Source organism: Pseudomonas mangiferae (genome assembly GCF_007109405.1).
Classification (GTDB): Bacteria; Pseudomonadota; Gammaproteobacteria; order Pseudomonadales; family Pseudomonadaceae; genus Pseudomonas_T; species Pseudomonas_T mangiferae.
Genome location: NZ_VJOY01000016.1, coordinates 12,715 through 37,683, shown reverse-complemented (window position 1 = coordinate 37,683; position 24,969 = coordinate 12,715). Strand labels below are relative to the sequence as shown.

The following is a 24,969-nucleotide window of genomic DNA, read 5'->3' as shown; positions in this document are numbered from 1 at the left end:
CAACAGAAACAAGGGGACTTAGAGTGAACAAGTCGGAACTGATCGATGCCATCGCCGCATCTGCTGATATCCCGAAAGCTGTAGCCGGCCGTGCGCTGGACGCAGTGATCGAATCCGTCACTGACGCTCTGAAGTCGGGTGACTCCGTGGTGCTGGTGGGTTTCGGAACGTTCGCTGTCAAGGAGCGCGCTGCGCGCACCGGCCGCAACCCGCAGACTGGCAAGCCCATCAAGATCGACGCCGCCAAGATTCCAGGCTTCAAGGCTGGCAAGGCTTTGAAAGACGCCGTCAACTAAGGCCTTTTCGGATTTGCTTCATTCCGGGGCAGGCTCGCCTATCCCGGGCGCGGAACGGTAATTCGGTCGTCAAGTCGAGTCGTCATCGGGTCCGGGTCTCGGACCTTCTGTTCCGGTAACTACGAAAGGCGCGTCCTCGGATGCGCCTTTCTTCTATTCAGATCTACCCGCGCTGCGCGTTCGTGCCTTGCACGATCGTTTCTGGGGGACCCATGCTGCAGAACATCAGGGACAATTCACAGGGTTGGATTGCCAAGACCATTATCGGCGTCATCATGGTGCTGCTGGCGCTCACCGGCTTCGATGCGATTTTCAGAGCGACCAGCAATAGTGATAAAGCTGCCGAAGTGAACGGCGAGAAGATCACCCAGAACGAAGTGGCCCAGGCGGCAGAGCTCCAGGTGCGGCAGCTTCGCCAGAAGCTGGGTAGCGACTTCGATGCCTCCATGCTGAACGAGAAGATGATGCGCGAATCGGCGCTGAAAAATCTGATCGATCGGCAGCTCCTCCTGCAGGGCGCACATGATGCGGGCTTCGCGTTTTCCCAGGCCTCCCTCGACCAGTTGATCCTGCAGACCCCGGATTTCCAAGTGGCGGGCAAGTTCAGCCCTGAACGCTTCGACCAGGTCATCCGGCAAATGAACTACAGCCGTCTGCAGTTCCGGCAGATGCTCGAAACTGAAATGCTGGTCGCGCAGCTTCGCGCCGGCCTCTCCGGAAGCGGTTTCGTGACCGATGCCGAGGTGCAGGCATTCGCACGCCTGGAAAAGCAGACTCGTGATTTCGCCAGCGTCACCCTGAAGGCCGATACCAAGTCGGTACAAATCAGTGAAGACGAGCTGAAGGCTTACTTCGATGCCCATGCCGATCAGTACATGACCCCCGAGCAGGTCGTGATCGAGTATGTCGAGCTGAAGAAAGACGCCTTTTTCGACCAGGTCAGTGTCAGCGATGCCGACCTGCAAGACCTTTATCACAAGCAGATCGCCAACCTCACTGAGCAGCGCCATGCTGCCCACATCCTGATCGAAGCTGATCCCAAGGCGGGCGAGGACCAGGCCAAGGCGAAGGCGGACGATATTCGTGAGCGCCTGGAGAAAGGTGAGGACTTCGCGGCATTGGCCAAGGAGTTCTCGGCGGACCCTGGGTCGGCCAGTCAGGGCGGGGATCTGGGCTTTGCCGGCCCAGGTGTCTACGATCCTGCATTCGAGAAAGCGCTTTATGCATTGAAGCAGGGCGAGATCTCAGAGCCCGTCAAGACCCAGTACGGCTGGCATGTGATCAAGCTGTTGGGCGTGCAGGCGCCTGAGATTCCCAGTTTCGACAGTTCCAAGGAAAGCCTGGTCCGCGAGCTGAAGACGCAGAAGGTCGAGCAGCTGTTCGTGGAAGCTACGAAGAAGCTCGAGGACATGTCCTTCGAGGCATCCGATCTGGCGCAGCCTGCCCAGGAGCTGGGCCTGAAAGTGCAGACCAGCAAGCCGTTCGGTCGCGAGGGGGGAGAGGGCGTCAGTGCCAATCGCCAAATCCTGCAAGCGGCATTCAGCCCGGAAATTCTGGACGATGGCGCCAATAGCGGTGCTTTGGAACTGGATCCAGACACGGTAGTGGTGCTGCGGGCCAAGGAGCATCTCAAGCCCAAGCCGCAGACCTTCCAGGACGTCAGCGCCGGCATTCGTGAGGAGTTGACCAAGGAGCGGGCGACCGAGGCTGCCAAGATGGCTGGTGAGCAACTGGTCGCCCAGCTCAAGAAGGGCGAACAGGCCCGCAAGGATTGGAAGGTGACCGAGGCGGCAACGCGCGCTCAGGAAGGCGTCGATCCAGCTGTGCTCCAGGCGGTCTTCCGTGCGCCTAGGCCTGAGTCGAAGGACAAGCCGGTATACGCGGGCGTCGCCTTGGCCAATGGCGACTATGTCGTCCTTCGCCTGGATGGTGTGAGCGCTCCGGAAGACGCGCTGTCCGATGAGGACAAGGCATCCTACAAGCGTTTCCTGGCCTCCCGGGCTGGGGCGCAGGACTATAGCGCCTACCGGCAACAGCTCGAGGCAAAAGCGGATATCAAGCGCTATTGATCATCCGCTTCATCGAGGGCCGCTTTGCGGCCCTTGTCTTTTTCTGCGCTTCGCGTCTGACACTCGAACGGCCGGCTGGGAACTTGCCATCATGTGCCCGGTCATAGAAGCGCAGGTTTGCTACCCCTGATGAACCTGTGCTGCCTGGGACCTCTCACAAAGCGCAAAATCCCCGGTAGCGTCCAGCGACTTGTGAGGTCGTTGGAGGAGAGAGCGGTACGTCGGCTGGGACTCATCCCGGCGATGTGAATTCCGCAAGGATTCAGCGGCGATGGCCTGTCGAGTGCCGCTCTCTCCATCATCCCTTCCTGGTTTTCTACCGTTCGATCCAAGTATTTGTTTCTTTTTGTGCTATTCTCCCGCGTCGCTCGGCGTCCTGCCAGGCGTTCACGTTCTTCCCAGTGACTCCGGTTCGGTCAGCTCGGCCCACGGCTCCTGCCAATGTGCGGCAGGCTCTGCTTGCCCAATCGCTTACTGGCTCATCCCAACCCACGTGGCCTTTGGTAGAGGTCACCACTAGGAGAGGAGGCGCCATGCCCATCATCACTCTTCCCGACGGCAGCCAACGTTCTTTCGATCAACCCGTGACTGTTGCTGAGGTCGCCCAATCCATTGGCTCCGGTCTGGCCAAGGCAACCGTGGCCGGCAAGGTCGACGGCAAGCTGGTCGATGCATGCGACCTGATCGAAGGCGATGCGACACTGCAGATCATCACCCCCAAGGATCAGGAGGGCGTCGAGATCATCCGCCATTCCTGCGCGCACTTGGTTGGCCATGCGGTCAAGCAGCTGTACCCGACCGCGAAGATGGTCATCGGTCCGGTGATCGATGAGGGCTTCTACTACGACATCGCTTTCGAGCGGCCTTTTACCCAAGAGGATCTGGCCGCCATCGAGCAGCGCATGCAGGCGCTGATCGACAAGGATTACGACGTCATCAAGAGGGTTACGCCGCGAGCGGACGTGATCGAGATCTTCAAGGCTCGGGGGGAGGACTATAAGCTTCGTCTCGTGGACGACATGCCCGACGAGCAGGCCATGGGCCTCTATTTCCACGAGGAATACGTGGATATGTGCCGCGGCCCTCATGTGCCCAACACCCGTTTCCTGAAGGCTTTCAAGCTCACCAAGTTGTCCGGCGCATATTGGCGGGGCGACGCAAAGAATGAGCAGCTGCAGCGGGTGTATGGGACCGCGTGGGCGGACAAGAAACAGCTCGCGGCCTACATCCAGCGCATCGAGGAGGCGGAGAAGCGTGACCACCGCCGCCTCGGCAAGCGGCTCGACCTGTTCCACACCCAGGAAGAAGCGCCTGGGATGGTCTTCTGGCATCCCAATGGCTGGACCCTGTATCAAGTGCTCGAACAGTACATGCGCACTGTGCAGCGCGAGAACGGATACCAGGAAGTGCGTACCCCGCAGATCGTCGACCGCATCCTCTGGGAACGTTCAGGGCATTGGGGCAACTACGCGGAAAACATGTTCACCACCGAATCGGAAAGCCGCGATTACGCGATCAAGCCGATGAACTGCCCTTGCCATGTGCAGATCTTCAATCAGGGCCTGAAAAGCTACCGCGATCTGCCGTTGCGCCTTGCCGAATTCGGCTCCTGCCATCGTAACGAGCCGTCGGGCGCCTTGCACGGGATCATGCGAGTTCGTGGCTTTACTCAGGACGACGCGCATATTTTCTGCACCGAGGCCCAGGTTAGCCAGGAGGCGGCGAACTTCATCAAGCTGACGCTGCAGGTCTATTCCGATTTCGGTTTCAGCAATATCAAGATGAAGCTTTCCACGCGTCCGGCCAGGCGTGTTGGCGACGAGGCATTCTGGGATCGGGCGGAAACCGCCTTGGCGCAGGCCTTGGATGCCGCTGGTCTCCCGTGGGAGTATCAGCCGGGCGAGGGTGCGTTTTACGGTCCGAAGATCGAGTTCACCCTGCATGACTGCCTGGGTCGCGCCTGGCAGTGCGGTACACTGCAGTACGATCCGAACATGCCGCAGCGCCTGGAAGCGTCCTACGTGGCGGAAGACAACAGTCGCCAGATGCCCGTCATGCTGCACCGCGCGATCCTTGGCTCGTTCGAACGCTTCATCGGCATGCTCATCGAGCATTACGAAGGCGCCTTCCCGGCCTGGCTCGCTCCTACTCAGGCGATGGTGCTGAACATCACTGATAAACAAGCCGATTTTGCCCAGGATGTGGTAAAAGCTCTCACTCAAAGCGGGTTCCGTGCCAAGTCCGACTTGAGAAACGAAAAAATCGGTTTTAAAATCCGTGAGCATACCTTGCTCAAGGTTCCCTTTCTCTTGGTTATCGGAGATCGGGAAGTCGAGACACAAACCGTCGCCGTGCGTACACGTGAAGGGGATGATCTGGGCTCCATGTCCATCGCCCAGTTCACGGACTTCCTTGCTCAGGCGATTTCCCGGCGTGGTCGCCTAGATTCGGAGTAATCACTATTAAGCGTGAAATGAGACAAGATAAACGAACTGCACCGAAAGCCCCGATCAACGAGAATATCTCGGCACGCGAGGTTCGGTTAATTGGCGCTGACGGCGAGCAGATTGGCATCGTCTCGATTGATGAAGCGCTTCGTGTTGCAGAAGAAGCCAAATTGGACTTGGTGGAAATTTCCGCCGATGCAGTGCCGCCCGTTTGCCGGATCATGGATTACGGCAAGCACATCTTCGAGAAGAAGAAACAGGTCGCTGCGGCGAAGAAGAACCAGAAGCAGGTTCAGGTAAAAGAAATCAAGTTTCGTCCAGGGACGGAAGAAGGGGATTACCAGGTAAAACTACGCAACCTGGTACGTTTCCTGAGTGATGGGGACAAGGCCAAGGTATCCTTGCGATTCCGTGGCCGGGAGATGGCGCATCAGGAGCTGGGGATGGAGTTGTTGAAGCGGGTCGAGAACGACCTCGCCGAATACGGTTCTGTCGAACAGCATCCGAAGATGGAAGGACGCCAGCTGATCATGGTCATCGCCCCCAGAAAGAAAAAATAACCACCAGGGCACTGGCAGGCCTTGCGGTTATGTTCATCCACTGAATGCGGAGTATCCGAACATGCCAAAAATGAAAACCAAGAGCGGTGCAGCGAAGCGTTTCTTGAAGACCGCTTCGGGCTTCAAGCACAAGCACGCTTTCAAGAGCCACATCCTGACCAAAATGTCCACCAAGCGTAAGCGCCAGTTGCGTGGCAGCACCCTGCTGCACCCGTCTGACGTGCAGAAAGTGGAACGCATGATGCGTGTTCGTTAATCCGGTCAAGATCTAGAGGAAATTACTCATGGCTCGTGTTAAGCGTGGCGTTATCGCTCGTGCTCGTCACAAGAAAATTCTGAAACTCGCCAAAGGCTACTACGGCGCGCGCTCTCGCGTGTTCCGCGTCGCCAAGCAGGCGGTGATCAAGGCTGGCCAATATGCCTACCGTGACCGCCGTCAGCGGAAGCGCCAGTTCCGTGCGCTTTGGATCGCCCGTATCAACGCTGGTGCTCGTGTCAACGGTCTGTCTTACAGCCGTCTGATCGCTGGCCTGAAAAAGGCATCCATCGAGATCGACCGCAAAGTGCTGGCCGATCTGGCAGTGAATGAAAAAGCGGCGTTTGCTGCGATTGTCGAGAAAGCGAAAGCCGTCCTGGCTTAAGTCCCCCGGCAATCACCGGTCTCGGCCGTTGTGAACGTCACCGATAGGGGAAGAGCTCAGGCTCTTCCCCTATTTCGTATCTGGAGTCCCCTGATGGAAAACCTGGATGCGCTGGTCTCGCAAGCGCTTGAGGCCGTGCGACATAGTGAAGACGTAAACGCCCTGGAGCAGATCCGGGTTCAATTCCTTGGCAAAAAAGGTGAGCTGACCCAGGTGATGAAGACTCTGGGCGACCTCCCCGCTGAGGAGCGGCCAAAGGTCGGAGCGTTGATCAACGTCGCCAAGGAGCGTGTCCAGCAAGCCCTCTCATCGCGTAAGGCCGAATTGGAGCAGTCGGCTCTCGACAGCCGACTGGCTGCCGAGCGCATCGATGTCACGCTGCCCGGACGGGGGCAGCAATCCGGTGGCCTGCATCCGGTTACCCGGACCCTTGAGCGCATCGAGCAATTCTTTACCCGTATCGGCTACGACGTCGCCGAGGGGCCTGAAGTCGAAGACGACTATCACAACTTCGAGGCGCTCAACATTCCGGGCCATCACCCGGCGCGCGCCATGCACGATACGTTCTACTTCAACGCGAACATGCTGTTGCGAACGCACACATCCCCGGTCCAGGTGCGGACGATGGAAAGCCAGCAGCCGCCCATCCGTATCGTCTGTCCAGGACGGGTCTACCGGTGCGACTCCGATATCACCCATTCGCCGATGTTCCACCAGGTTGAAGGGCTCCTGATCGATGAGGGCATCAGCTTTGCTGACCTCAAGGGAACCATCGAAGAGTTTCTGCGCGTGTTCTTCGAGAAGGAGTTGGGTGTTCGATTCCGGCCCTCGTTCTTCCCCTTCACCGAGCCTTCGGCTGAAGTCGACATGCAATGCGTCATGTGCAGCGGCAAGGGTTGCCGGGTCTGCAAGCAGACCGGCTGGCTGGAAGTGATGGGCTGTGGAATGGTGCATCCCAATGTCCTGCAGATGTCAGGCATCGATCCCGAGAAATACCAGGGATTCGCCTTCGGCATGGGAGCCGAGCGTCTGGCCATGCTGCGGTATGGCGTCAATGACTTGCGCCTGTTCTTCGAGAACGACCTGCGCTTTCTCGCGCAATTCCGCTAGGTCGTACCGAATTCAGCATTGAGGAGAGCAGGATGAAATTCAGTGAACAATGGCTGCGGAGCTGGGTGAACCCGCCCGTTTCTCGCGAAGACCTGGTGGCGCGCCTGTCCATGGTCGGTCTGGAAGTGGACAGCGTTACCCCAGCAGCTGGTGAGTTCTCGGGCGTCGTGGTGGGGGAAGTGCTGAGCACCGAGCAGCATCCCGATGCCGACAAATTGCGCATATGCCAGGTCAGCAATGGCGCTGAGCGTTTTCAAGTTGTGTGCGGTGCCCCCAACGTTCGGCCCGGCTTGAAGGTGCCTTTCGCCATGATCGGGGCGGTGCTGCCCGGCGATTTCCGAATCAAGAAAGCCAAACTCCGGGGTGCCGAGTCCAATGGCATGCTCTGTTCGGCAGCGGAACTGCAGATCAGCGAAGAGAACGCCGGCTTGCTGGAACTGCCGGCGGATGCACCGGTAGGGGCTAGCATCCGTGACTATCTGGAGTTGGACGACGCAGGCATCGAGCTGGGACTGACTCCCAATCGGGGTGACTGCCTTTCGTTGGCAGGCCTCGCTCGCGAGGTAGGTGCTATCTATGGCGTGCCCGTTCAGGCCATCGTTCCCTCTGCCGTCAGTGCTGCTCGGAGCGACGTACTTCCGGTCGAGATCACTGCGCCTCAGGCTTGTCCACGTTATGTAGGGCGGATCATCCGTAGCGTCGATCTGTCCAAGCCCACGCCTACCTGGATGGTAGAGCGCCTGCGCCGTTCGGATATCCGCAGTATCGACGCCGTCGTGGACATCACCAACTACGTGATGCTCGAACTGGGTCAACCGATGCACGCGTTCGATCTGGCCGAAATCGATAGCGGTATTCGTGTTCGGATGGCTAAACAGGAAGAGAAGCTGGTTCTGCTGGATGGCCAGGAAATCGCCTTGCGCGACGATACCCTGGTAATCGCCGATCACAGTCGTGCCCTGGCCATCGCGGGTGTCATGGGCGGGAAGGGGAGCGGCGTCAGCGAGAGTACGCGCGACCTTTTCCTGGAAAGCGCGTTCTTCGAACCCGTTGCACTCGCTGGCAAGGCGCGCTCCTATGGCCTGCACACCGACGCTTCGCATCGCTTCGAACGTGGAGTCGATTTCGAGTTGCCCGTCCAGGCCATCGAGCGGACGACTCAGCTGTTGCTGGATATCGTGGGTGGAGAAGCCGGTCCGGTTGTGGAGTCTTCTCACCCGGAATTCCTGCCCAAAGCTAAATCCATCAGTCTACGTGCCGAGCGCATTAGCCAGATGCTCGGTCTAGACATTTCGGTGCAACAGGTTGAGTCACTGCTGAAAGGGCTGGGCTTGTCTGTGATCGCCGAAGGTGAAGGGCGCTGGCGAGTCGAGGTGCCAAGTCATCGTTTCGATTTGTCCATCGAGGTGGATTTGATCGAAGAGCTGGGTCGGCTGTATGGGTATGACCGCCTGCCGGTTCGCTATCCGCAGGCACGTCTCGCGCCTCGCCCGCGGACTGAAGCGAAAGCTGAGCTGCCCGCACTGCGTCGTCTATTAGTGGCTCGCGGTTACCAAGAGGCGATCACCTACAGCTTCATCGATCCCAAGCTGTTCGAGCTGTTCAGTCCAGGCGTCGAACCACTGCAGCTGGCCAATCCCATTTCTGCTGACATGGCCGCGATGCGCGCCTCCCTCTGGCCGGGCCTGGTCAAGGCGTTGCAGCACAACCTGAACCGCCAGCAAACCCGGATTCGCTTGTTCGAAAGCGGCTTGCGCTTCGTGGGGCAACTGGATGAGCTGGTGCAGCAACCCATGATCGCAGGTGCGATTACGGGTAGCCGCCTGGCCGAAGGCTGGAGTCATGGTCGGGAAAGCGTCGATTTCTTCGATCTGAAAGCCGATGTCGAGGCATTGTTGGAATACGTGGGGGCGGGCGATCTATATACATTCAGTGCCGGTGAGCACCCTGCATTGCACCCAGGTCAGACGGCCCGTGTAGAGCGCGACGGACAACTGGTGGGCTTTCTTGGTGCGCTGCATCCAGAACTGGCCAAAACACTGGGTATCGAACAGACCGTTTACGTTTTCGAACTGGTGCTCGCTGGTATCGAAAAAGGTCGCTTACCCAGCTTCCGCGAACTGTCTCGCTATCCGGAAGTGCGCCGTGACTTGGCCTTGCTGGTGGACCGTGAAGTACCCGCTGAAGCTGTTCTCGCCTGCATCAAGGAACACGCAGGCGAGTGGCTGACCGACCTTACGCTCTTTGATGTTTATTTCGGTAAAGGTATTGATCCGCTTAGAAAAAGCCTGGCGGTCGGCTTGACCTGGCAGCATCCATCGCGCACTCTTAACGACGATGAGGTGAATACCACAACGCAAAGCATTCTCACCTCGCTCGAAGAAAGGTTCAACGCCACGTTAAGGAAGTAGCGTATGGGGGCTCTGACGAAAGCTGAAATGGCTGAACGTCTTTATGAAGAGCTAGGCCTGAATAAGCGGGAAGCCAAGGAATTGGTGGAACTGTTCTTTGAGGAAATCCGCCAGGCGCTGGAGCACAACGAGCAGGTGAAATTGTCGGGCTTCGGCAATTTCGACCTTCGAGACAAGCGCCAGCGCCCCGGGCGGAATCCAAAGACAGGTGAGGAAATCCCCATTACCGCGCGCCGCGTCGTCACTTTCCGTCCAGGGCAGAAACTGAAAGCCCGAGTCGAAGCCTATGCTGGAACCAAGTCATAACGACGAACTGCCCACCATACCGGGCAAGCGTTATTTCACGATAGGCGAAGTCAGTGAGCTCTGTGCCGTCAAGCCTCATGTACTTCGTTACTGGGAGCAGGAGTTTCCTCAGCTCAATCCAGTGAAACGTCGAGGTAACAGGCGCTACTACCAACGCCAGGATGTGCTGATGATTCGGCAGATCAGGGCCCTGTTATATGACCAAGGGTTCACCATTGGCGGCGCCCGGCAGCGCCTCTCCGGCGACGAAGCCAAAGACGATACCACCCAGTATCGGCAGCTCATTCGTCAGATGATCTCCGAACTGGAAGAAGTTCTTACCGTTTTACGTAAATGACTAAAAAAACCTTTCACATTTCAAAAGGTTATTGTAAGATTCTTCCCGCTCACAAAGCTTCAAGTGAGTCAGTCGGGGCGTAGCGCAGCCTGGTAGCGCACTTGCATGGGGTGCAAGGGGTCGAGTGTTCGAATCACTCCGTCCCGACCAAAATACCCTAAAAAATCCAGTCACTTAGCGGTGGCTGGGTTTTTTTATACCTGGTGGTTTTTGAGGGCAACCGGTTTTTGCCCCACCGGGGATTTTTGCGCTGGTCACTACCCGTGATGAGGGATCGGTGGAGAGCTTTGTGTGAGCTGAACTGGCAGGGGTGTTCCTGCCTGGCGAGTGACTAAAAGGACCGCAGCGGCAGTAATAAGCGGCGCCTATCCGAGCCAAGCGGCAAGAACCCATATTGCTCGTAGAATCCCCGAACCTGGTCGTCAATGATATCGACGACGAGGGCGTAGATTGCGATCTGATTGCTGACGGCCAGCGTGCGCTTGATGGCATCGGCTAGCAGCAATCCGCCTATGCCACGACCCTGAGCATCCTGGCTGATGGCGAGGCGGCCGAGCAAGGCGGCGGGGAGTGGGGTGACGGGGCAGTCTGCGAGCAAGCTTTTCGGGAAGCTGTTCGAACTCGATCGACAGGCTGGAAAGGGTGTAGTAACCCCTGATGACGTCTGGATGGTTCAGCGTGGTGGCGACGGATACCCGGCTAACGCGATGCTTCACGTCGTGGCCGGCTTGCTTGTGTAGGTAGTCGTCCAGCGTTTACGCCGCATTGGAAACCGGCTCGGTGATGGTTGGTGGCTAAGGCGTGATGAGCAGATCGACTCGCTCGCTCATCGGCCGGTGACACGCTGTTCGTGACTTTCAAGGACGGCGGCCAACTTCTTGTTGAACATGACCGGCTTGCTCAGCGCATCGAAGAACGCTTCTGCATCGCTCGCCTTCAGGCTCATGACCTTATGCTCGCGGATGGTCTTCTCGGCATGTGCCAGTGCGCTGTTCAAGATGAACTGGCTGACGGTCTTGCCCTCGAAACTCGCGGCGCGTTCCAGGGTTTTCTTAGCGCTGTCCTGCAAGCGAAGGTTTATCCGTTTCTGTTTGGATCTGAGGCTGTGTTCATGGCGAGAGTCTTCACTCCAGGGTAAATGTGACTTGTTGTATTTCAAAGTGGCGTCTTATCAACGTCTCTTCTACTGAAAGCCTGCAGGAGCTTCGTGGAAATGCTTTCCTGTACCGGTTGGATCAGTGATTCAGGGTGTGCTTTTTTGGCCGGACGACGGCAGCTTTCGGATGATTCTGTTGAAAAAGTCTCTCCGCGATTTTGCTCACGAAAGGGTGTGGTCGACGTTGAAATCTGGGCTTGCTCAGAAAGCAGAGCTGCCCTGGTTTTTACGTAGCCACACCGAAGTCGAGCGACTTTTTCAACAGAATCGGCCGATAGCAGCCTTTCGTGGAGGGCGGCTTAGACTAGCATTAATCCTCACCCAAACTGCTTCCGATACGCCCCAGGCAGCACTCCGACCATCTTGCTGAATGCCTGTGTAAAGGCGGCCTCCGACTAGTAGCCTTAGGCGTCGGCTGCGCGACCGGTTGGCACTTCTGCATACGTCAGGCCTAGCGCATGCGCAGGATTCGCAGCATGTGGCCGGGCGAGGTGCCGGCCAGTTCTGGAGGCACTTGTAGAAGGTCGAGCGCGACAGGTCGGTCACGGGGTTGACCGTGACAGGGCGGACTACTGGGTAGGGGGCCGGAGAAGGGGAAGTGTGGGGAGAGGGCTACTTTGGGCCAATGGTGAGATGAGCCATTGCCGTTTAGTTTCGGACTACTCGGAAGCAAGGGGCAACATGATCAAGATCTTCGAAGACGATGATCCCGCATGGAAAATCCTCGTCCATGCTCTGGAGCACGGGATTGCCGGTATTGCGGGCGGTAGAATGAGCACCCGCAACAAGTTGGAAGAAGTGAAAGAGAAGGCCCGGTCAGATCGGCATGACAATGTCGCTGCCCTTTCCACGGTTCATCATTTCTGGGGTGAGCTGGCGTTCATCTACGATGAGCAGATCTATCGTTTTCAAGAGGCCAGGCAACTGGTGGTTGAGGCCTACGACAAGCAGCTTGCCGCCCTGGGCATTTTCCCTGATACCTATCCTGGCAGTTGAATATTGTGCGTGCAGTACCATCAGTCGCTTAAAACTACAGGGAGTAACCGCTGCTATGGCGCGGTTTTTTCAGATCATTTCCGATGATGGTAGTCCAATTGACGCGCACTTCGGAATCGAGTCGGACGAGGTTGTATTCCACAGCCGTGGCGGTACCAAGGGTAAGGGCGCGATCAACTCCGAGTATGCTCTGGGGCTTTCTGTTTTACTGGTCAGGCTGAAGCGGGCTTCGTTTGCAGTAGAACGCGTCTGGGTTGATAGCAGCCGCGTTCAAGGCATTCCCATTTCTCAGCGAACGATACTGACCTCGGAGGAGAGCCAGATACCTGCTGATCAGATTGTGAAAGTTCTTTCCACTCGAATGAAGGCCGTCGGCCGATCGTCCTCTGAGTTCTCGGGAGGCAACTCCACTCGACGCATTCGGATGAAGATATCTGGGGGCGATGCGCAGGCATTGAGTCTCGCGCTTGGCGGTACCCCCGTAGATAAAAATCTACGAAGCCTTGATCGGCTTCCCGCTGAGGTGCTGCGCAAAGTTACCGCCGAGTATATATGGCGTGCTGTTCAGGATCTGATCAGTGGAGTTGATTCGCCAGGTTTTGGGGAGTCAACAGATTACGATTTGATTGTTGATGAACATCTTCGGCTGCCACCAAAGGCGGTTTTTGGCTTGGCGGCCACACGCGCTCTTGGCTTTCAGATCCTGCCAAAGTATTTCACGGCCGGTTTAAATAGTGTCTGTTTTGATCTGCTGGAAGACGCGGGTTTCCGGATAGTACCCAAAGGGAATGAGGTTGTTGAGCCGGTGTTACCGATCCTGCAGGAGGATCGGGTGTGGGCTGAGGGCCGACCTAAGCTTGTGGCTCATCTACGTAGGGAGCGTGCTCCAGGTTTGTCGTGCGCTAAGAAGGCTGAATTTAAGCGAGTCTATGGGCGCCTGTATTGTGAGCGCTGCAAAATGGATCCAGTTGAGATTTACGGGGCAGAGAACGGGGAGGCATGCATCGAGGTTCACCATCGAGCAGTACAGGTTGTACAGATGGGGGCCGAGCACCTAACAATTCTGGAGGACTTGCAATGCCTTTGTGCAAGCTGCCATCGCGTTACACATCGTGAGCTGAAATCTTTCAGGTGAACAGTGTCCGCTCATATAGCTGCGGCCGAGTAGTACGCTGCAACAGGCGTCAGTAGTCAATGAGATGATGCCCACTTGGGCGTATTTCAGGCTATTGCGTCTTTCTTACCACAACACCCTATCGGCTAGTTTTGTCGAAAGTTGGCATAGTGGTTTCGATACTGGTGAGGTAGGGGTAGAGGTGTATATTTTGGCAAATTTTGTCAAAGGCGGGTAAAGCTATGAGCAATATGAACATCTCCCTGCCGGACGCCCTCAAGAGCTTCGTCGATTATCAGGTCAGCCAGCGGGGCTACACCACCAGTAGCGAATATGTGCGGGAGCTGATTCGCAAGGATCAGGATCAGCAGCACCTACGGGCTTTGCTGTTGGCCGGGGCAGAGTCGGCTTCCACTACTCCTGTGGATGGCGACTACTTCGAATCTCTGCGCGCCAGGGTTCATAAGGCTCGAGGGTGAAGGGTAAGACCGTCATTCCGCGAGCCCTTGCCAGTCAGGGTGTAGAGGATGGTGCCAGCTATTACCTTGGTGAGCAGGCCGAGCAGGCTGCACTCGGTTTATCTATGTCCTGGAAAATACCTATAGCCACATCAGCCGTCATCCGGCCTCGGGTATGTCTCGGTACGCCCATAAGCTGGATTTGCCAGGGTTGCTCTACTGGCCGCTGAAGCGCTATCCCTATCTGGTGTTCTACGTTGAACGCGATGACCATGTTGATGTATGGCGCGTTTTACATGGCATGCGGGACATTCCTGAATGGCTGGTTGAAAGCGTCTCTCATTAGTTGCAGGGATGTACCTGGGTGCCGGGCGCTTTCCGGTTGCACGCCAAGCATGGCTTCGACAAGCAGACGGGAGTCTATGAAAGTCACCGGGCCGGGGGTGGCCTAGCTTTTCACAGGTGGTATCCAAGCAACTGTGATCGGGTGGGCGGTGCAGACACTCAGATCAGCCTTTCACTGGTGATTGCGTGCTTGGCTGCAATGATGCGAAGTGCTCGTTGAACGCCCTTCATCCTTTTGTCTACTTCGCGTCGCGCTTGCGCTTCATCTCCCTCGAAAGGTGGCGGGGCTGCCTCCAGGGACAGTTCCCACATGACGACAAGCTCGACTTGGCGCTCCAACTGTTTCATGGCCTCTTCCAGTTGGGCCTTGAGCAGGGACTTCGTCTGGTTGGCTACTTGTCGCTCGATCTGTGCGGTTTTCTTCAACTGCCCTTCCCGCGCCTGCTGCGTCTTGGTCATGTCGTCCAGGCCATCGATGAGTGCGGCGACTATCGAGGTTTCCGTTTGCTCGTGCTTATTGGCCAGGTGGCGGAGCCTCGTCACGGTTTTGGTCGGGAGGGAGAAGGTGCATGCCTGTTTGCCATTGCTCGGGGAGCGGTATCTACGCTGCCGTAGCGCGTTCTTCAGGCGCTCGATCAGTTTCATTCCTTCCGTGGTCTGTTCGATATCCTCGATGATCCGTGCCGTCCTGGCGTATCCCGGATTATCGAATCGACCCAGGAAGATTTCCCTGGGGGCGCGCTTCCGCAAATAGACTTCCGCCCACTCCCACTCGTTTTGGCGCAGCCACTTCGTGTTGCTCTCAGCCACCTTTCCACCCTCTGGTCTGGATGCATGCTTTGTAATTCTGTGATGGGCATGACGCAACGATTTTTGTAGCGTTACGGTAACGTTATGCGTTTTTAACACGTTTCTTTAAGTCGATTTTTACAGGTGTATAAACCGGATCGAACAGCAGGAAGCGCACATCGGCCTGCTCTGCCAGGTGCAGGATCTCCACGAACTCAGGGGCCAGCCCGAACTCCAGCTGCCGCTAACGCAGTGTTGCCGGGCTGGTTCGGTAGGCATGAAAAACAACCGATTCACCACCTCTGCAGGTGGATGGGCGGTGCTGATTTCCCCAGCACCGACTGAATTGCCCCGTCTCGAAACGCAGGCGTTGTACGATGTGTTGGGTTTGTTCCGACGTGGGCTGCACATCGAGCACGAGCGACTGATTCTGGTCTTTGGCATGGATCACGTAAGGCAACTCGCGCAATGAGCTGTCAGGTTGCAACTCATGCACGATCAGTTGAATCGACAGTTTGTCGAAACCACGCAAGAAGGGATTTGCGGACATAGAGACTCCGAACCGATGCGTGACTGCATCGGGCGATAGCGAAGCTGGAATAGAAAGTTACAGGAGCCCTTTGGGCTCCTGTTTATGCTGTCTCAGGTGCGACGGGAGATACTGATGCCAGCACGGCCAATGAAACGCTGGAACAGCAGCAGCGCCAGCAGCACGGCAATCGGCAGCGGCGGGAAGCGCACCATCAGTATCACCAGCAGCAGAATCGCCAGACAGCCGGTGAGTAGGCCGAAGAACATAAAAAACACAGCCAAGATCCGTAGTAGCGTCATCTGCGTTTCTCCTCAGATATCACCCTGTTCGGCCAGTGAGATGCAGCCTTCGCGGCCGACGATGATGTGATCCAGGGTTCGTACCCCGACCAGGTTCAGTGCTTCCTTCAGCCTGTGCGTCAGGTTGCGGTCTGCCTGGCTGGGTTCGGGATCGCCGGATAGGTGGTTGTGAACCAGGATGGCTGCCGCGGCGTTGTGCGCCAGAACAACCTTGACCACCTCGCGTGGATAGACGCTGGCGCCGTCGAGGGTGCCCCGGAACAGTTCGTGAAAGACGATCATCCGGTGCCGGTTGTCGAGCAGAAGCAGGGCGAATATCTCATGCTCTTAATAGGCCAGCAGCGCCTGCAGGTGGCTGAACACTTCCTTCGGTGAGCTCAATGCTCGCCCCCGGCGCAGACGCAGATTCGCCAACTGCCGGGCCATCAGCAGGATGTCGGTTTCGCTAACCGGCGACTCGACCAGGTAGGTGCCGGTCGATTCAGTGGCCTTCAGCTTGTGCAGGCGCATGGTAGGCTCCTTGAGGGGGATCGGTCGGTGGGATGTGGCGCTGGGCTTGCGCGTCCAGCTTCTCGGCCAGGCTGGTTTTCTCCGAGCGCTGGCGAGTGTGGGTGGTGGGGCATGGGGTTTCTTCGGTGGGATAGAACTCCTCGGTGATGGCGCCAGCGTCTTCCTCGCTGTCCTCGAACGCTCCGTTGCTAAATCCACGTTGCGCCGCTTCATCCAGTGCGGCCTGATCGAAGCCAGCTGTTTGCCTCTGTGCATCGAGCTCACTGGCAGCCAGCAGCGCTTCGGCCATGTCCATACCGCTACGTACCGTCAGGTCGACGTAGAAGATCGGCGTGCCATGGCTTTGCCGGGTGGACTTGCCGCGCAGGCGCAGTTCCAATGGCAGGCACGCCAGCCGATCGCTGGAGATGGCCCGGAAATACTGCATCCGTGCGGCCAGGGTGCGGATGCTGTTGAAGCCGGTGGTGCGGAACACGAAGCTGCCCAGTGGATCGTCATCGCCAATGACCACGTTCAGCCGACCGTAGGGCTTGCAGGCATTGCCTTTGGCCAACGAGCAGGCGTCCGGCGAAGGGCAGGGCAGCGACTGCATGCCATCCTGAGTGACACGCTTGCAGGTTTCGCCATTGCCCACGCACAGCGGCCGCCCAGTCTGCCGGTCGAACAGCGTGTAGTCGGCGCGAAAATTCAGCTCGGTTTCGTTGAACAGCAGGCGTACCGGGATGCTGCGCAGCTTGTCGTCCTTACCCTGACGCAGCTCGTCATTGAGCGGATGCAGCAGCCAGCCATCCTTGCTCTGTACCTGGGAGGTGATGGTGAACTGGTCGTCTTTCTCCGGCAGGCGCTTGCCGTTCCTCTCGACGACCCTGCCGATGGAAATTCGCCCGAGTACGGGCGGGGTGATTGCCAGGCCTTTCAGCATGGTGGTTCTCCTGGAAACGAAAAAAGCCAGCCCAGCAGTGCGAACTGCGGGTGCTGGCCAAGGGGGAGGGAGTTGGGAAATCAGTTGATCAGGAAGCGGCGTGCGCCGGCTTTCAGCATCGGGTATTTCGCCTGGAGATAGGGCTTGTCCTTAAGTAGGCGCACCACATCGAGGGTTACGCTGTCCTTGGCTTTCTTCCAGGTGATGCTGCCGCTGGAGAACGCCGCACGGGTGGCATCGCCCATAGCCTGTTGCAGCATCTGCTTGAGCTGGGCTTCTCGGGTCTGCTTCTGGCCGATGGATTGACGTAACGCCTTGAGTTCCAGGTAGGCCGCGGCCAGCCCGGCGTGGCGGCTGAAGTCGAGGCTCTGGCCGTTGTGCCTTGGGTAGAGGCAACGCAAGGCGAGCTCGGCCGAGGCGCTGCCGTCGGCGGGCGGTGGCGTGTCGGTTTCCACGTACTGCCAGAAACGCCGTTCGAGCTCGATCAGGCGGGCGATCATCTGCTCGTCCCGCTCGATGCGATGGATCTCCAGCGTCTGGCCGCCGAGCAGCACCGCTACGTCTGCCGCCTGCTTGCCGGTGACGGCGAGCTGGTGCATCACCTGCAACTGCACATACTCGGGGACGCCCTCTTTCCAAAGGCGTGCCCCGTTCAAGCCGGCTGTCTTGCATTCGAGGATCTGTACGTCGTCGGCGCCGATCACCTCGCGGTCGATGTTGGCCAGCATCCAGGGCAGCTCGGGACTTGGATGCTGCAGCACGGCGTTGATGCGTCGCACCTTGTTGCCGGTGCGCTTGCTGTAGTGCCAGGCCACGATGGGTTCCAGCACGTTGCCCCAGTACATCGGGCTTTGCTCGTCATGCGGGTCGGCCTTCGGCAGCTTGGCGTCGCGACCGGTTTTCTCCAGCCACAGCTCCAGTTGCGATTTGTAGGGATTCAGGCCGACTGCGGCCGAGGCGTCAGAACTGCCGACGCCTTGCCTGCGCACAGCCAGCCAGTCTTCGCGGGGCAGTTCCTTGGTACTGATCAGGCGCAGCGCCGGGCGAGTCTTGCCAGTGCTACTCAACGGAGTCGCTTTCATCGTGTTCACCATACGGAAATAGAAACGCCCGATCAGCGACGAGGCTGATCGGGCGTTATGGGGTGAGGAGGGTAGAGGTCAGGCGACCAATTGCAGGGCAATGTCCAGGGCACGTTGCTTGATCTGCGCGCCCTGACCGAACCAGGCCGAGTCCAGGCGATATTCGGTGCTGCGCGCCCGGCGCTCGTGATCAACGAACTCGGTCACGGCATTGAGCAGTCCCCAGGCGGTACCACGAGCTGAATCCAGGTTCGAGCCACGGCCTCGGCCTTCGTACAGCTCCTGCACCTTGCGCAGCGCTCGTTCGTTCGGCAGCACTTCCGGCAGGGCGCCGGTCGGTGAGGTTTCGCACAGCACATTCATGAAGAAGCCCAGGGCCTCATGCCATTGCACCTTGCGTTCGGCCAGCGCGCGCATGCGATACATGAAGTCGTCCCATTGCGAGACGGCGATGCCGAGCTGTTTCTTCACCACCTTGGAATCGAAGCGGGTGTTGTGCGGCACCTTGATCGCGCGAGTAGTGCCGTCCAGGGCGACGGTCAGGGTGTTGTTGCACACCACGCGTACCGTGGTCGGGGTTGCCGTGGTGGCCAGTGTGCCGTCGCAGGACGTGGCCAGCAGCAGGTAGCCGTTGACCTGATCGTTACCCTTGAGCGCAGCACCTTGGCCGGTACGCGCCAGCGCCCAGAACTTGCGACCGCCCTTGAGTACCCCCGCAGTCTCCAGCTCGTAGCCGGAGACCTCGGTGAGATCGCGGTAGAACTCCAGCACCTCTCGCGGCTGTACAGTGTGGTAGCGCTGGGAAACCACCGACAGCGGTGCTTTGGTGTCCGAGCGGAAGAGCACTTTCTGCTCTGGGAAGGAATGAATAGCGCCCAGGTGACCAGCGGTTTCTGACTTGAAGTGCACGGGGCTTTCCAGGATTTGCCAGTCCATGCCGGCTTCACGCTGCCAGACCTCAATGGGTTGCTTGCACGGTAGATTGTTGCCCAGGCCATGCCAAGGAGTTTGGCCGACATAGGCCATTTGTTCGATTTGATGAGCCATGGTGAGTTTCCTTTGAGCAATAGTCGGCATAAAGCACTGCGCAGGAGCGCAGCGCTAACCGGGAGTAGTAGGGGAGCGGAGGAGGGTGAGTCGGATCAGGCCGGCAGGTTGAAGCGGTGCCCGCAGATCAGGCACAGGTTGTTGGCCAGCACGTGACGATCCAACTTGTCACCGAGCTGGGCGCCAAGGGCACAGCCACCGGTACCGCCAACGAGGCCTCCGAGAATGGCACCTGATACGGATCCGAGCGTGATGCCCAGCGGGCCAGCAACAGCGCCAATTACTGCGCCGGCCTGACCACCGGCCAGGGCAGCACTGGCGCCACGAGCGGCACCGCCTACAGCACCGACCGCAGCGGTGATCTTCATTGCATGGTGGAGTGAAGCGACTTTGGGGGAGTGACAGCGAGGGCACTGCAATGTCATGTGAATACCTTCTTAATACTTGCGTTATTACAGTCATATAGGTTCTAAAATAATTTGATTTGAAGGGTGAGTTAAAAAGCATGTTTATTGCGTAATTAAATTTCAGCAAAAGCCTCTGTAGTGCGTGTGCTGATACATAGGGCGCGCATATGGCACTTTAGATGTTGTCGAAAAGATTGCTGTCGAGATGAACGATCTACATGCTTTTAGTCGTACTAAGAGATCGCAGAGGAGATGTTGTTAGATGGTGGCTGTTGCCGACATTGATGGGGTGAGTTTATTTGGTCGTGGTATGTGGCGTTTTATATAAAGCACGTTGCCTGACGGTTTTTATTTACTTAATTTTGCTTAAGTGGTAGGATCGCGCGCATTATATCGATGATCTCCAGTGTTACGCCAAGCTCCTGCATCATCGTTGCTCCAGTGCGACGCAAGTCATGCGGCGTCCACTCACCCTTGGTGCCCTTACTCAGCACCAGTGAATCGTCATGGTGGCGACCAGTAAGCGGCTTGCTGCGGTTCTTGAAGCGGCATTGCCGGTCACCGATCAGCTTGCTGACCGTCTTGGTGTCGACGTGGCTTTTCTCATCATTGCTGGGGAAGCAGAACGGGGTATGCCCAGTCTTCTTTCAGGCGCTGGAGCTGGTTCAGTGCGAATGGCGACAGGAATACATGATGATCCTGGCGCTTGCCCTTGTGGCCCTTGGTGGCCTCGGCCGGGATGAACCAGGTGCCTTTTTCCAGATCGACGTGGCGCCATTCGGTTTGAGCAGTTCGCCGGTACGGCAGAGTGTTCTCAGGCAGATCCACACGGCGCATTGCACGCGTGGGTTGACCGGGCGGATGCCAGAGTATTTGTGGCCGGCGGGGAGGGCGTCGTAGTCGTGTTCGAGACGGGCGAAGATATTGCGTAGTTCGCGGATTTCGTTGGGGGAGAGTAGGCGGTCGCGCTGTTCTTGGTAGTCGTGGTCGAGGAGTTTGTTGACGTCCACCAGGTCGGCCGGGTTGCCGTCGGTCATCAGGCCGCGCCACGGTTTGCGCTTCTCGGCCCAGTGCAGCATCTGGCCGATGTCGTTGTTGCGGATCACGACGGTGCGGTTCAGACCGCGGGCCTTGACCGAGCGCAGGACGGCGAGCAGGTCTTTCTCGGTGAGGTTGCGCAGCGGCTTCTTGCCAATGAGGGGCAGCACGTCCTTGGTGAAGCTACGGCGCAGTTCGGCGTTACCGTCCTGGCGGGATACGCCATCGTGCATCCACTCTTCGAAAAGGTCGGCGACCGTTTTGTTCTCTGCAGCCTGGCGCTCGGCCTCGGCAATGGTGGCAGCGATGGCGGCCTGGGCTTCGATCTTGGCGGCCTTGCGGGCAGTGGTTGGATCGATGCCTTTGGTGACGGTCGCTCTGACTTCGTCGCGCTCGGCGCGGATCTGCGCCAGCGATTTCTTGGCCAACTGCCCAGGCTCTGGTCGCGCTTCAACCCATTCAGCTTGAACTCGTAGCGGAATTGCAACGTCACGCCACGCAAACCTGAGCGGACTTTGGCGACCAGTCCACCGTCTTCGCGGAGGATCCTGCCATCATCGGCGGCGGTGAGCGCTTTCAGTTGCTTGGCTGTCAGTTGGCTATGTCCTACCCCTTGCATAATTCCGCTGCCTGGATTTTTACCCCAATTTTACCCCACCGAATCGCTTGGCTGTCGGTGGATGCTGGTGGATCGTGATGGACGCCGATATAGCCTGTATGTCCCGTATTTACTAGGTTTTAGGCGTTCCGGCAGCGTCCATAGACCTCCATGGAAATCCATCAAATAAGCGCATGGAGTGCAAGGAATAGAGTGTTCGAATCAATCCGTTCCGCCCAAAAAACCTAAATAAATCCAGTCGCTTAGCGGTGACTGTTTTTTATGCCTGGCGGTTTTTGATTGCCTCCGTATTTTGCTCCACCCGAGATTTTGGAGCGCTATTTGAACTGCTGTTTATGGCGAGTTGGCACGTTCAAGAATTGGATGGGCCGCGATGCACCTCCGGCGCGAAACGCTGCCCCCGAGTAGGAACGGAAATGAGCCTGCATATACCTGGCTGCAACCTCAATCTATTGATGAGCCTCTACGGGGATCAGCGGTGCGATGGAGGCACTGCGGGCTGGTTTACTACTTCTTTCCACCACCTACTGTCGTAGATCGCCCCCAGAAGATTCTGGCTGCGGTAAGGGATACGTGGCCCATATAGTCGCGCGCCTTTGGGGCCAAATCCGAGGTAGGGCCTTAGGGTAAACACTTCTCTGTTTTCACTCGGCCCGGCCCCATGGCGAGTGCGCTGCCTGCTGCCCCGGCCTGACCACCGGCGAGGGCTGCGGATGTACCCATGCGCTGCACGCCGACTGTGCGGACCAAAGCATCAACTTTATGTCGGGATGCAGGGATGCAATCTTGGGGGAGTTACAGCGAGGGCACTGCAATGAGATGGTTGGAAAGCCTCCATGGTGAGAGGGTCATTGCAGTGATACAGGGCTGAATTTTTTGAGTCGAGTCCTTCGCCGTTGTAAGTAAGTTGCTTTCAATGGCGGAAAATGCCCAAGCTGGCCGAGCACAAACACGCAGTAGTCAGCCAAAAGAATCTCCTGAGCTCACAGGTTCCGTTTCAGATGGCATGCCGAGATAAGGGAAAACTCATTCATTATTGAATGTCAGGCGATGACGTGGAGCCTGGTAGACGGCTGCACCAAGGAGTGGCCGAATTACAAACACTGCTATGCGGATAACAGGGCGCGTCGTCTGCAGGCTATGGGCGCGTTCGGCTACGAGAAGAATTGGCGTGATGGCCTTTAGCGACTAGATTGTTGTGCGTCATTCGCAGACTTGGCAGGGCGCATCTCTATGGAGAAGGAGGCTCGCGATACTCGCTTTTTTGCTCACTCCACCCCAAACGCGGATCGCAGTGACTGGCAACCTCTGGCCGAGCATCTAGGTGCGGTTGCCCAACTGGCAGGAGAGAAGGCAGCCTTCTTCGGCGGTGGTGAGTTCGCTGCTCTTGCCGGCCTGCTGCACGATCTGGGCAAATACACCGACGAGTTTCAGCGGCGCATTGCGGGTGATGCCCTTCGGGTCGATCACGCTACCCGAGGGGCCATGTTGGCGGTGGAGCGCTATGGTGCGCTAGGCCAATTGCTGGCCTATGGCATCGCCGGCCACCATGCCGGGTTGGCCAATGGCCGCGAGGCTGGTGAGCGAACGGCCTTGGCTGACCGCTTGAACGGGGCGGGGCTGCCACGGTTATTGGACGCCTGGCACGGGGAAATCGTGCTACCCGAGCGCCTTCAGCCACCACCACTAAAAACGCGCCCGGAAAGGGGTTTCTTTCAGTTGGCCTTTCTTGGCCGGATGCTGTTTTCCTGCCTGGTCGATGCGGACTATCTCGATACCGAAGCCTTCTACCACCGCGTCAAAGGGCAGCGCTCCCTTCGCGAACAAGCGCGGCCGTCCTTGGCCGAGCTGCGCGCAGCCCTTGATCGTCATCTGACGGGGTTCAAGGGAGATACGCCGGTCAACCGCCTTCGCGGGGAGATATTGGCCGGCGTGCGCAACAAGGCGAACGAGCAACCCGGGCTGTTTTCCCTCACGGTGCCCACCGGAGGCGGCAAGACCCTGGCCTCCCTGGCTTTCGCCCTGGATCACGCTCTGACTCATGGGCTGCGCCGGGTGATCTACGTGATTCCCTTTACCAGCATCGTCGAACAGAACGCTACGGTATTCCGCCACGCACTTGGGACCTTGGGCGAAGAGGCGGTGCTGGAGCATCACAGTGCCTTCGTTGAGGACCGCCGGCAGAGCCTGGAGGCCAAGAAGAAGCTGAACCTGGCGATGGAGAACTGGGATGCGCCTATCGTGGTGACTACTGCAGTGCAGTTCTTCGAAAGCCTGTTTGCCGACCGTCCAGCCCAGTGCCGCAAGCTACACAACATCGCCGGCAGCGTAGTGATTCTTGACGAGGCGCAGACCCTGCCGCTCAAGCTGTTGCGGCCCTGCGTTGCCGCCCTTGATGAGCTGGCGCTTAACTACCGTTGTAGCCCGGTGCTCTGTACTGCCACGCAGCCAGCGCTGCAATCGCCGAATTTCATTGGTGGGCTGCAGGATGTACGCGAGCTGGCGCCCGAGCCGCAGCGGCTGTTCCGGGAATTGGAGCGGGTACGAGTACGGGTATTGGGCCCGCTCGAAGATGCGGCCTTGACTGCGCAGATCGCCAGGCGTGAACACGTGCTGTGCATCGTCAACAATCGACGCCACGCCCGTGCGCTCTATGAGTCGCTTGCCGGGTTGCCCGGTGCCCGCCATCTCACCACCCTGATGTGTGCCAAGCACCGTAGCAAGGTGCTGGCCGAAGTGCGCCAGATGCTCAAACAGGGAGAGCCCTGTCGTCTGGTGGCTACTTCGCTGATCGAAGCCGGGGTGGATGTGGATTTTCCCGTGGTGCTGCGCGCCGAGGCCGGGTTGGACTCCATCGCCCAGGCCGCGGGACGCTGCAACCGCGAAGGCAGGAGGCCGCTGGCCGAAAGCGAGGTGCTGGTGTTCGCCGCGGCCAACTCCGACTGGGCGCCACCCGAGGAGCTCAAGCAGTTCGCTCAGGCCGCCCGCGAAGTGATGCGCCTGCATCCGGATGATTGCCTGTCCATGGCGGCCATCGAGCGTTATTTCCGCCTGCTCTACTGGCAGAAGGGCGCGGAGGAGTTGGATGCGAACAACCTGCTCGGCCTGATCGAGAGGGGCCGGCTCGACGGCCTGCCCTACGAGACGCTGGCCAGCAAGTTCCGCATGATCGACAGCCTTCAAATGCCGGTGATCATCCCCTTCGATGAGGAGGCCATAGCAGCCCTGCGCGACCTGGAGTTCGCCGACGGCTGCGCCACCATCGCCCGCCGCCTGCAGCCTTATCTGGTGCAAATGCCACGCAAGGGCTATCAGGCACTGCTGGATGCCGGTGCGATCCAGGCAGTGGCAGGTGCGCGTTACGGCGAGCAGTTTATGGCGTTGGTCAACCCTGATCTGTATCACCACCAGTTCGGGTTGCACTGGGATAATCCGGCCTTCGTCAGCAGCGAGCGGCTATGTTGGTAGGCGGGACGCG

23 protein-coding genes, 1 tRNA gene and 3 pseudogenes are annotated in these 24,969 nt (G+C 58.2%); 16 read left to right on the top strand and 11 right to left on the bottom strand.

Features of this window, described 5'->3' with window-relative positions:
• The first annotated feature begins 23 nt into the window (after window positions 1-23).
• From hupB to FM069_RS18030, 11 genes are all read left to right on the top strand, one after another.
• On the top strand, window positions 24-296 hold the full coding sequence (gene hupB / locus FM069_RS18080; protein WP_143489774.1) for a nucleoid-associated protein HU-beta: 273 nt from the start codon (window positions 24-26) through the stop codon (window positions 294-296).
• A 212-nt stretch (window positions 297-508) separates the two neighbouring features.
• The gene (locus FM069_RS18075; RefSeq protein ID WP_143489773.1) at window positions 509-2,365 is read left to right on the top strand and encodes a SurA N-terminal domain-containing protein; all 1,857 of its coding nucleotides are present in this window, start codon (window positions 509-511) and stop codon (window positions 2,363-2,365) included.
• Between the two features lie 533 nt (window positions 2,366-2,898).
• Entirely contained in the window at window positions 2,899-4,821 is a 1,923-nt protein-coding gene (gene thrS / locus FM069_RS18070; protein WP_143489772.1) for a threonine--tRNA ligase, read from the top strand.
• Complete coding sequence (infC, locus tag FM069_RS18065) at window positions 4,821-5,372, top strand: translation initiation factor IF-3 (RefSeq protein WP_178106840.1); 552 nt, start codon at window positions 4,821-4,823, stop codon at window positions 5,370-5,372. Before thrS ends, infC begins: the two co-directional genes overlap by 1 nt.
• A gap of 61 nt (window positions 5,373-5,433) precedes the next feature.
• Window positions 5,434-5,628 carry a 50S ribosomal protein L35 gene (rpmI, locus tag FM069_RS18060; protein WP_143489770.1) on the top strand — a complete coding sequence of 65 codons (195 nt, stop codon included), beginning with the start codon at window positions 5,434-5,436 and terminating at the stop codon, window positions 5,626-5,628.
• 28 nt (window positions 5,629-5,656) lie between these two features.
• Window positions 5,657-6,013 carry a 50S ribosomal protein L20 gene (gene rplT, locus FM069_RS18055; RefSeq protein WP_003243409.1) on the top strand — a complete coding sequence of 119 codons (357 nt, stop codon included), beginning with the start codon at window positions 5,657-5,659 and terminating at the stop codon, window positions 6,011-6,013.
• A gap of 93 nt (window positions 6,014-6,106) precedes the next feature.
• On the top strand, window positions 6,107-7,123 hold the full coding sequence (gene pheS, locus FM069_RS18050) for a phenylalanine--tRNA ligase subunit alpha (RefSeq protein WP_143489769.1): 1,017 nt from the start codon (window positions 6,107-6,109) through the stop codon (window positions 7,121-7,123).
• 32 nt (window positions 7,124-7,155) lie between these two features.
• Entirely contained in the window at window positions 7,156-9,534 is a 2,379-nt protein-coding gene (gene pheT, locus FM069_RS18045; RefSeq protein WP_143489768.1) for a phenylalanine--tRNA ligase subunit beta, read from the top strand.
• Window positions 9,535-9,537: 3 nt separating this feature from the next.
• Window positions 9,538-9,840, top strand: a complete 303-nt coding sequence (gene ihfA, locus FM069_RS18040) for an integration host factor subunit alpha (protein WP_003282572.1) — start codon at window positions 9,538-9,540, stop codon at window positions 9,838-9,840.
• Window positions 9,821-10,177, top strand: coding sequence for a MerR family transcriptional regulator (locus FM069_RS18035; protein ID WP_143489767.1), 357 nt, complete (start codon window positions 9,821-9,823; stop codon window positions 10,175-10,177). Before ihfA ends, FM069_RS18035 begins: the two co-directional genes overlap by 20 nt.
• A gap of 73 nt (window positions 10,178-10,250) precedes the next feature.
• Window positions 10,251-10,327, top strand: a tRNA-Pro gene (locus FM069_RS18030).
• Between the two features lie 181 nt (window positions 10,328-10,508).
• Here the strand turns inward: FM069_RS18030 and FM069_RS21720 are convergent.
• Both FM069_RS21720 and FM069_RS18020 read right to left on the bottom strand, forming a co-directional pair.
• On the bottom strand, window positions 10,509-10,775 hold the full coding sequence (locus FM069_RS21720) for a GNAT family N-acetyltransferase (protein ID WP_218570314.1): 267 nt from the start codon (window positions 10,773-10,775) through the stop codon (window positions 10,509-10,511).
• 228 nt (window positions 10,776-11,003) lie between these two features.
• Window positions 11,004-11,336, bottom strand: a complete 333-nt coding sequence (locus tag FM069_RS18020; protein ID WP_143489766.1) for a type II toxin-antitoxin system TacA family antitoxin — start codon at window positions 11,334-11,336, stop codon at window positions 11,004-11,006.
• A 678-nt stretch (window positions 11,337-12,014) separates the two neighbouring features.
• On the opposite strand from FM069_RS18020, the gene FM069_RS18015 reads away from it, so the two are divergent.
• The 4 genes and pseudogenes from FM069_RS18015 to FM069_RS18000 all read left to right on the top strand — a co-directional run bounded on the left by FM069_RS18015 (window position 12,015) and on the right by FM069_RS18000 (window position 14,247).
• Window positions 12,015-12,329, top strand: coding sequence for a hypothetical protein (locus FM069_RS18015; protein ID WP_143489765.1), 315 nt, complete (start codon window positions 12,015-12,017; stop codon window positions 12,327-12,329).
• A gap of 55 nt (window positions 12,330-12,384) precedes the next feature.
• A complete protein-coding gene (locus tag FM069_RS18010; RefSeq protein ID WP_178106815.1) occupies window positions 12,385-13,464 on the top strand; it encodes an HNH endonuclease in 1,080 nt (359 codons plus the stop codon).
• A gap of 221 nt (window positions 13,465-13,685) precedes the next feature.
• Window positions 13,686-13,922: a type II toxin-antitoxin system ParD family antitoxin gene (locus FM069_RS18005; protein WP_143489763.1), complete on the top strand. Its 237-nt coding sequence runs from the start codon at window positions 13,686-13,688 to the stop codon at window positions 13,920-13,922.
• Window positions 13,919-14,247: pseudogene (locus FM069_RS18000) on the top strand (type II toxin-antitoxin system RelE/ParE family toxin). Before FM069_RS18005 ends, FM069_RS18000 begins: the two are co-directional and overlap by 4 nt.
• Window positions 14,248-14,405: 158 nt before the next feature.
• Here the strand turns inward: FM069_RS18000 and FM069_RS17995 are convergent.
• The 9 genes and pseudogenes from FM069_RS17995 to FM069_RS17955 form a co-directional block, all read right to left on the bottom strand.
• Entirely contained in the window at window positions 14,406-15,056 is a 651-nt protein-coding gene (locus tag FM069_RS17995; protein WP_143489762.1) for a hypothetical protein, read from the bottom strand.
• A 223-nt stretch (window positions 15,057-15,279) separates the two neighbouring features.
• Window positions 15,280-15,585, bottom strand: coding sequence for a hypothetical protein (locus FM069_RS21665; protein ID WP_178106836.1), 306 nt, complete (start codon window positions 15,583-15,585; stop codon window positions 15,280-15,282).
• 92 nt (window positions 15,586-15,677) lie between these two features.
• Window positions 15,678-15,866, bottom strand: a complete 189-nt coding sequence (locus FM069_RS17985; protein ID WP_143489761.1) for a hypothetical protein — start codon at window positions 15,864-15,866, stop codon at window positions 15,678-15,680.
• Window positions 15,867-15,878: 12 nt separating this feature from the next.
• Window positions 15,879-16,376, bottom strand: a pseudogene (radC, locus tag FM069_RS17980) (RadC family protein).
• Window positions 16,348-17,298 carry a recombination directionality factor gene (locus FM069_RS17975; protein ID WP_143489760.1) on the bottom strand — a complete coding sequence of 317 codons (951 nt, stop codon included), beginning with the start codon at window positions 17,296-17,298 and terminating at the stop codon, window positions 16,348-16,350. The pseudogene radC and the gene FM069_RS17975 overlap by 29 nt, the downstream one beginning before the upstream one ends.
• Before the next feature lie 80 nt (window positions 17,299-17,378).
• Window positions 17,379-18,380, bottom strand: a complete 1,002-nt coding sequence (locus FM069_RS17970) for a YqaJ viral recombinase family nuclease (protein WP_143489759.1) — start codon at window positions 18,378-18,380, stop codon at window positions 17,379-17,381.
• A gap of 78 nt (window positions 18,381-18,458) precedes the next feature.
• On the bottom strand, window positions 18,459-19,427 hold the full coding sequence (locus tag FM069_RS17965; RefSeq protein WP_143489758.1) for a DUF932 domain-containing protein: 969 nt from the start codon (window positions 19,425-19,427) through the stop codon (window positions 18,459-18,461).
• Between the two features lie 95 nt (window positions 19,428-19,522).
• The gene (locus FM069_RS17960) at window positions 19,523-19,795 is read right to left on the bottom strand and encodes a hypothetical protein (RefSeq protein WP_178106834.1); all 273 of its coding nucleotides are present in this window, start codon (window positions 19,793-19,795) and stop codon (window positions 19,523-19,525) included.
• Window positions 19,796-20,226: 431 nt separating this feature from the next.
• Window positions 20,227-21,491: pseudogene (locus FM069_RS17955) on the bottom strand (tyrosine-type recombinase/integrase); the annotation flags it as partial.
• Window positions 21,492-22,724: 1,233 nt separating this feature from the next.
• On the opposite strand from FM069_RS17955, the gene FM069_RS17950 reads away from it, so the two are divergent.
• Window positions 22,725-24,959: a CRISPR-associated endonuclease Cas3'' gene (locus tag FM069_RS17950; protein ID WP_143489756.1), complete on the top strand. Its 2,235-nt coding sequence runs from the start codon at window positions 22,725-22,727 to the stop codon at window positions 24,957-24,959.
• The last annotated feature ends 10 nt before the right edge of the window (window positions 24,960-24,969 follow it).

Bases quoted from the DNA above. Each gene is read 5' to 3' on its own strand.
- FM069_RS18010 (WP_178106815.1), top strand. From the start codon at position 12,385: ATGGCGCGGTTTTTTCAGATCATTTCCGATGATGGTAGTCCAATTGAC.
- rplT (WP_003243409.1), top strand. From the start codon at position 5,657: ATGGCTCGTGTTAAGCGTGGCGTTATCGCTCGTGCTCGTCACAAGAAA.
- pheT (WP_143489768.1), top strand. From the start codon at position 7,156: ATGAAATTCAGTGAACAATGGCTGCGGAGCTGGGTGAACCCGCCCGTT.
- pheS (WP_143489769.1), top strand. From the start codon at position 6,107: ATGGAAAACCTGGATGCGCTGGTCTCGCAAGCGCTTGAGGCCGTGCGA.
- FM069_RS17965 (WP_143489758.1), bottom strand. From the start codon at position 19,427: ATGGCTCATCAAATCGAACAAATGGCCTATGTCGGCCAAACTCCTTGG.
- FM069_RS18035 (WP_143489767.1), top strand. From the start codon at position 9,821: ATGCTGGAACCAAGTCATAACGACGAACTGCCCACCATACCGGGCAAG.
- ihfA (WP_003282572.1), top strand. From the start codon at position 9,538: ATGGGGGCTCTGACGAAAGCTGAAATGGCTGAACGTCTTTATGAAGAG.
- FM069_RS18075 (WP_143489773.1), top strand. From the start codon at position 509: ATGCTGCAGAACATCAGGGACAATTCACAGGGTTGGATTGCCAAGACC.
- rpmI (WP_143489770.1), top strand. From the start codon at position 5,434: ATGCCAAAAATGAAAACCAAGAGCGGTGCAGCGAAGCGTTTCTTGAAG.
- FM069_RS17985 (WP_143489761.1), bottom strand. From the start codon at position 15,866: ATGACGCTACTACGGATCTTGGCTGTGTTTTTTATGTTCTTCGGCCTA.
- FM069_RS18005 (WP_143489763.1), top strand. From the start codon at position 13,686: ATGAGCAATATGAACATCTCCCTGCCGGACGCCCTCAAGAGCTTCGTC.
- thrS (WP_143489772.1), top strand. From the start codon at position 2,899: ATGCCCATCATCACTCTTCCCGACGGCAGCCAACGTTCTTTCGATCAA.
- FM069_RS17970 (WP_143489759.1), bottom strand. From the start codon at position 18,380: ATGAAAGCGACTCCGTTGAGTAGCACTGGCAAGACTCGCCCGGCGCTG.
- FM069_RS17960 (WP_178106834.1), bottom strand. From the start codon at position 19,795: ATGAAGATCACCGCTGCGGTCGGTGCTGTAGGCGGTGCCGCTCGTGGC.
- FM069_RS18015 (WP_143489765.1), top strand. From the start codon at position 12,015: ATGATCAAGATCTTCGAAGACGATGATCCCGCATGGAAAATCCTCGTC.
- FM069_RS17950 (WP_143489756.1), top strand. From the start codon at position 22,725: ATGGAGAAGGAGGCTCGCGATACTCGCTTTTTTGCTCACTCCACCCCA.
- FM069_RS17975 (WP_143489760.1), bottom strand. From the start codon at position 17,298: ATGCTGAAAGGCCTGGCAATCACCCCGCCCGTACTCGGGCGAATTTCC.
- FM069_RS21665 (WP_178106836.1), bottom strand. From the start codon at position 15,585: ATGTCCGCAAATCCCTTCTTGCGTGGTTTCGACAAACTGTCGATTCAA.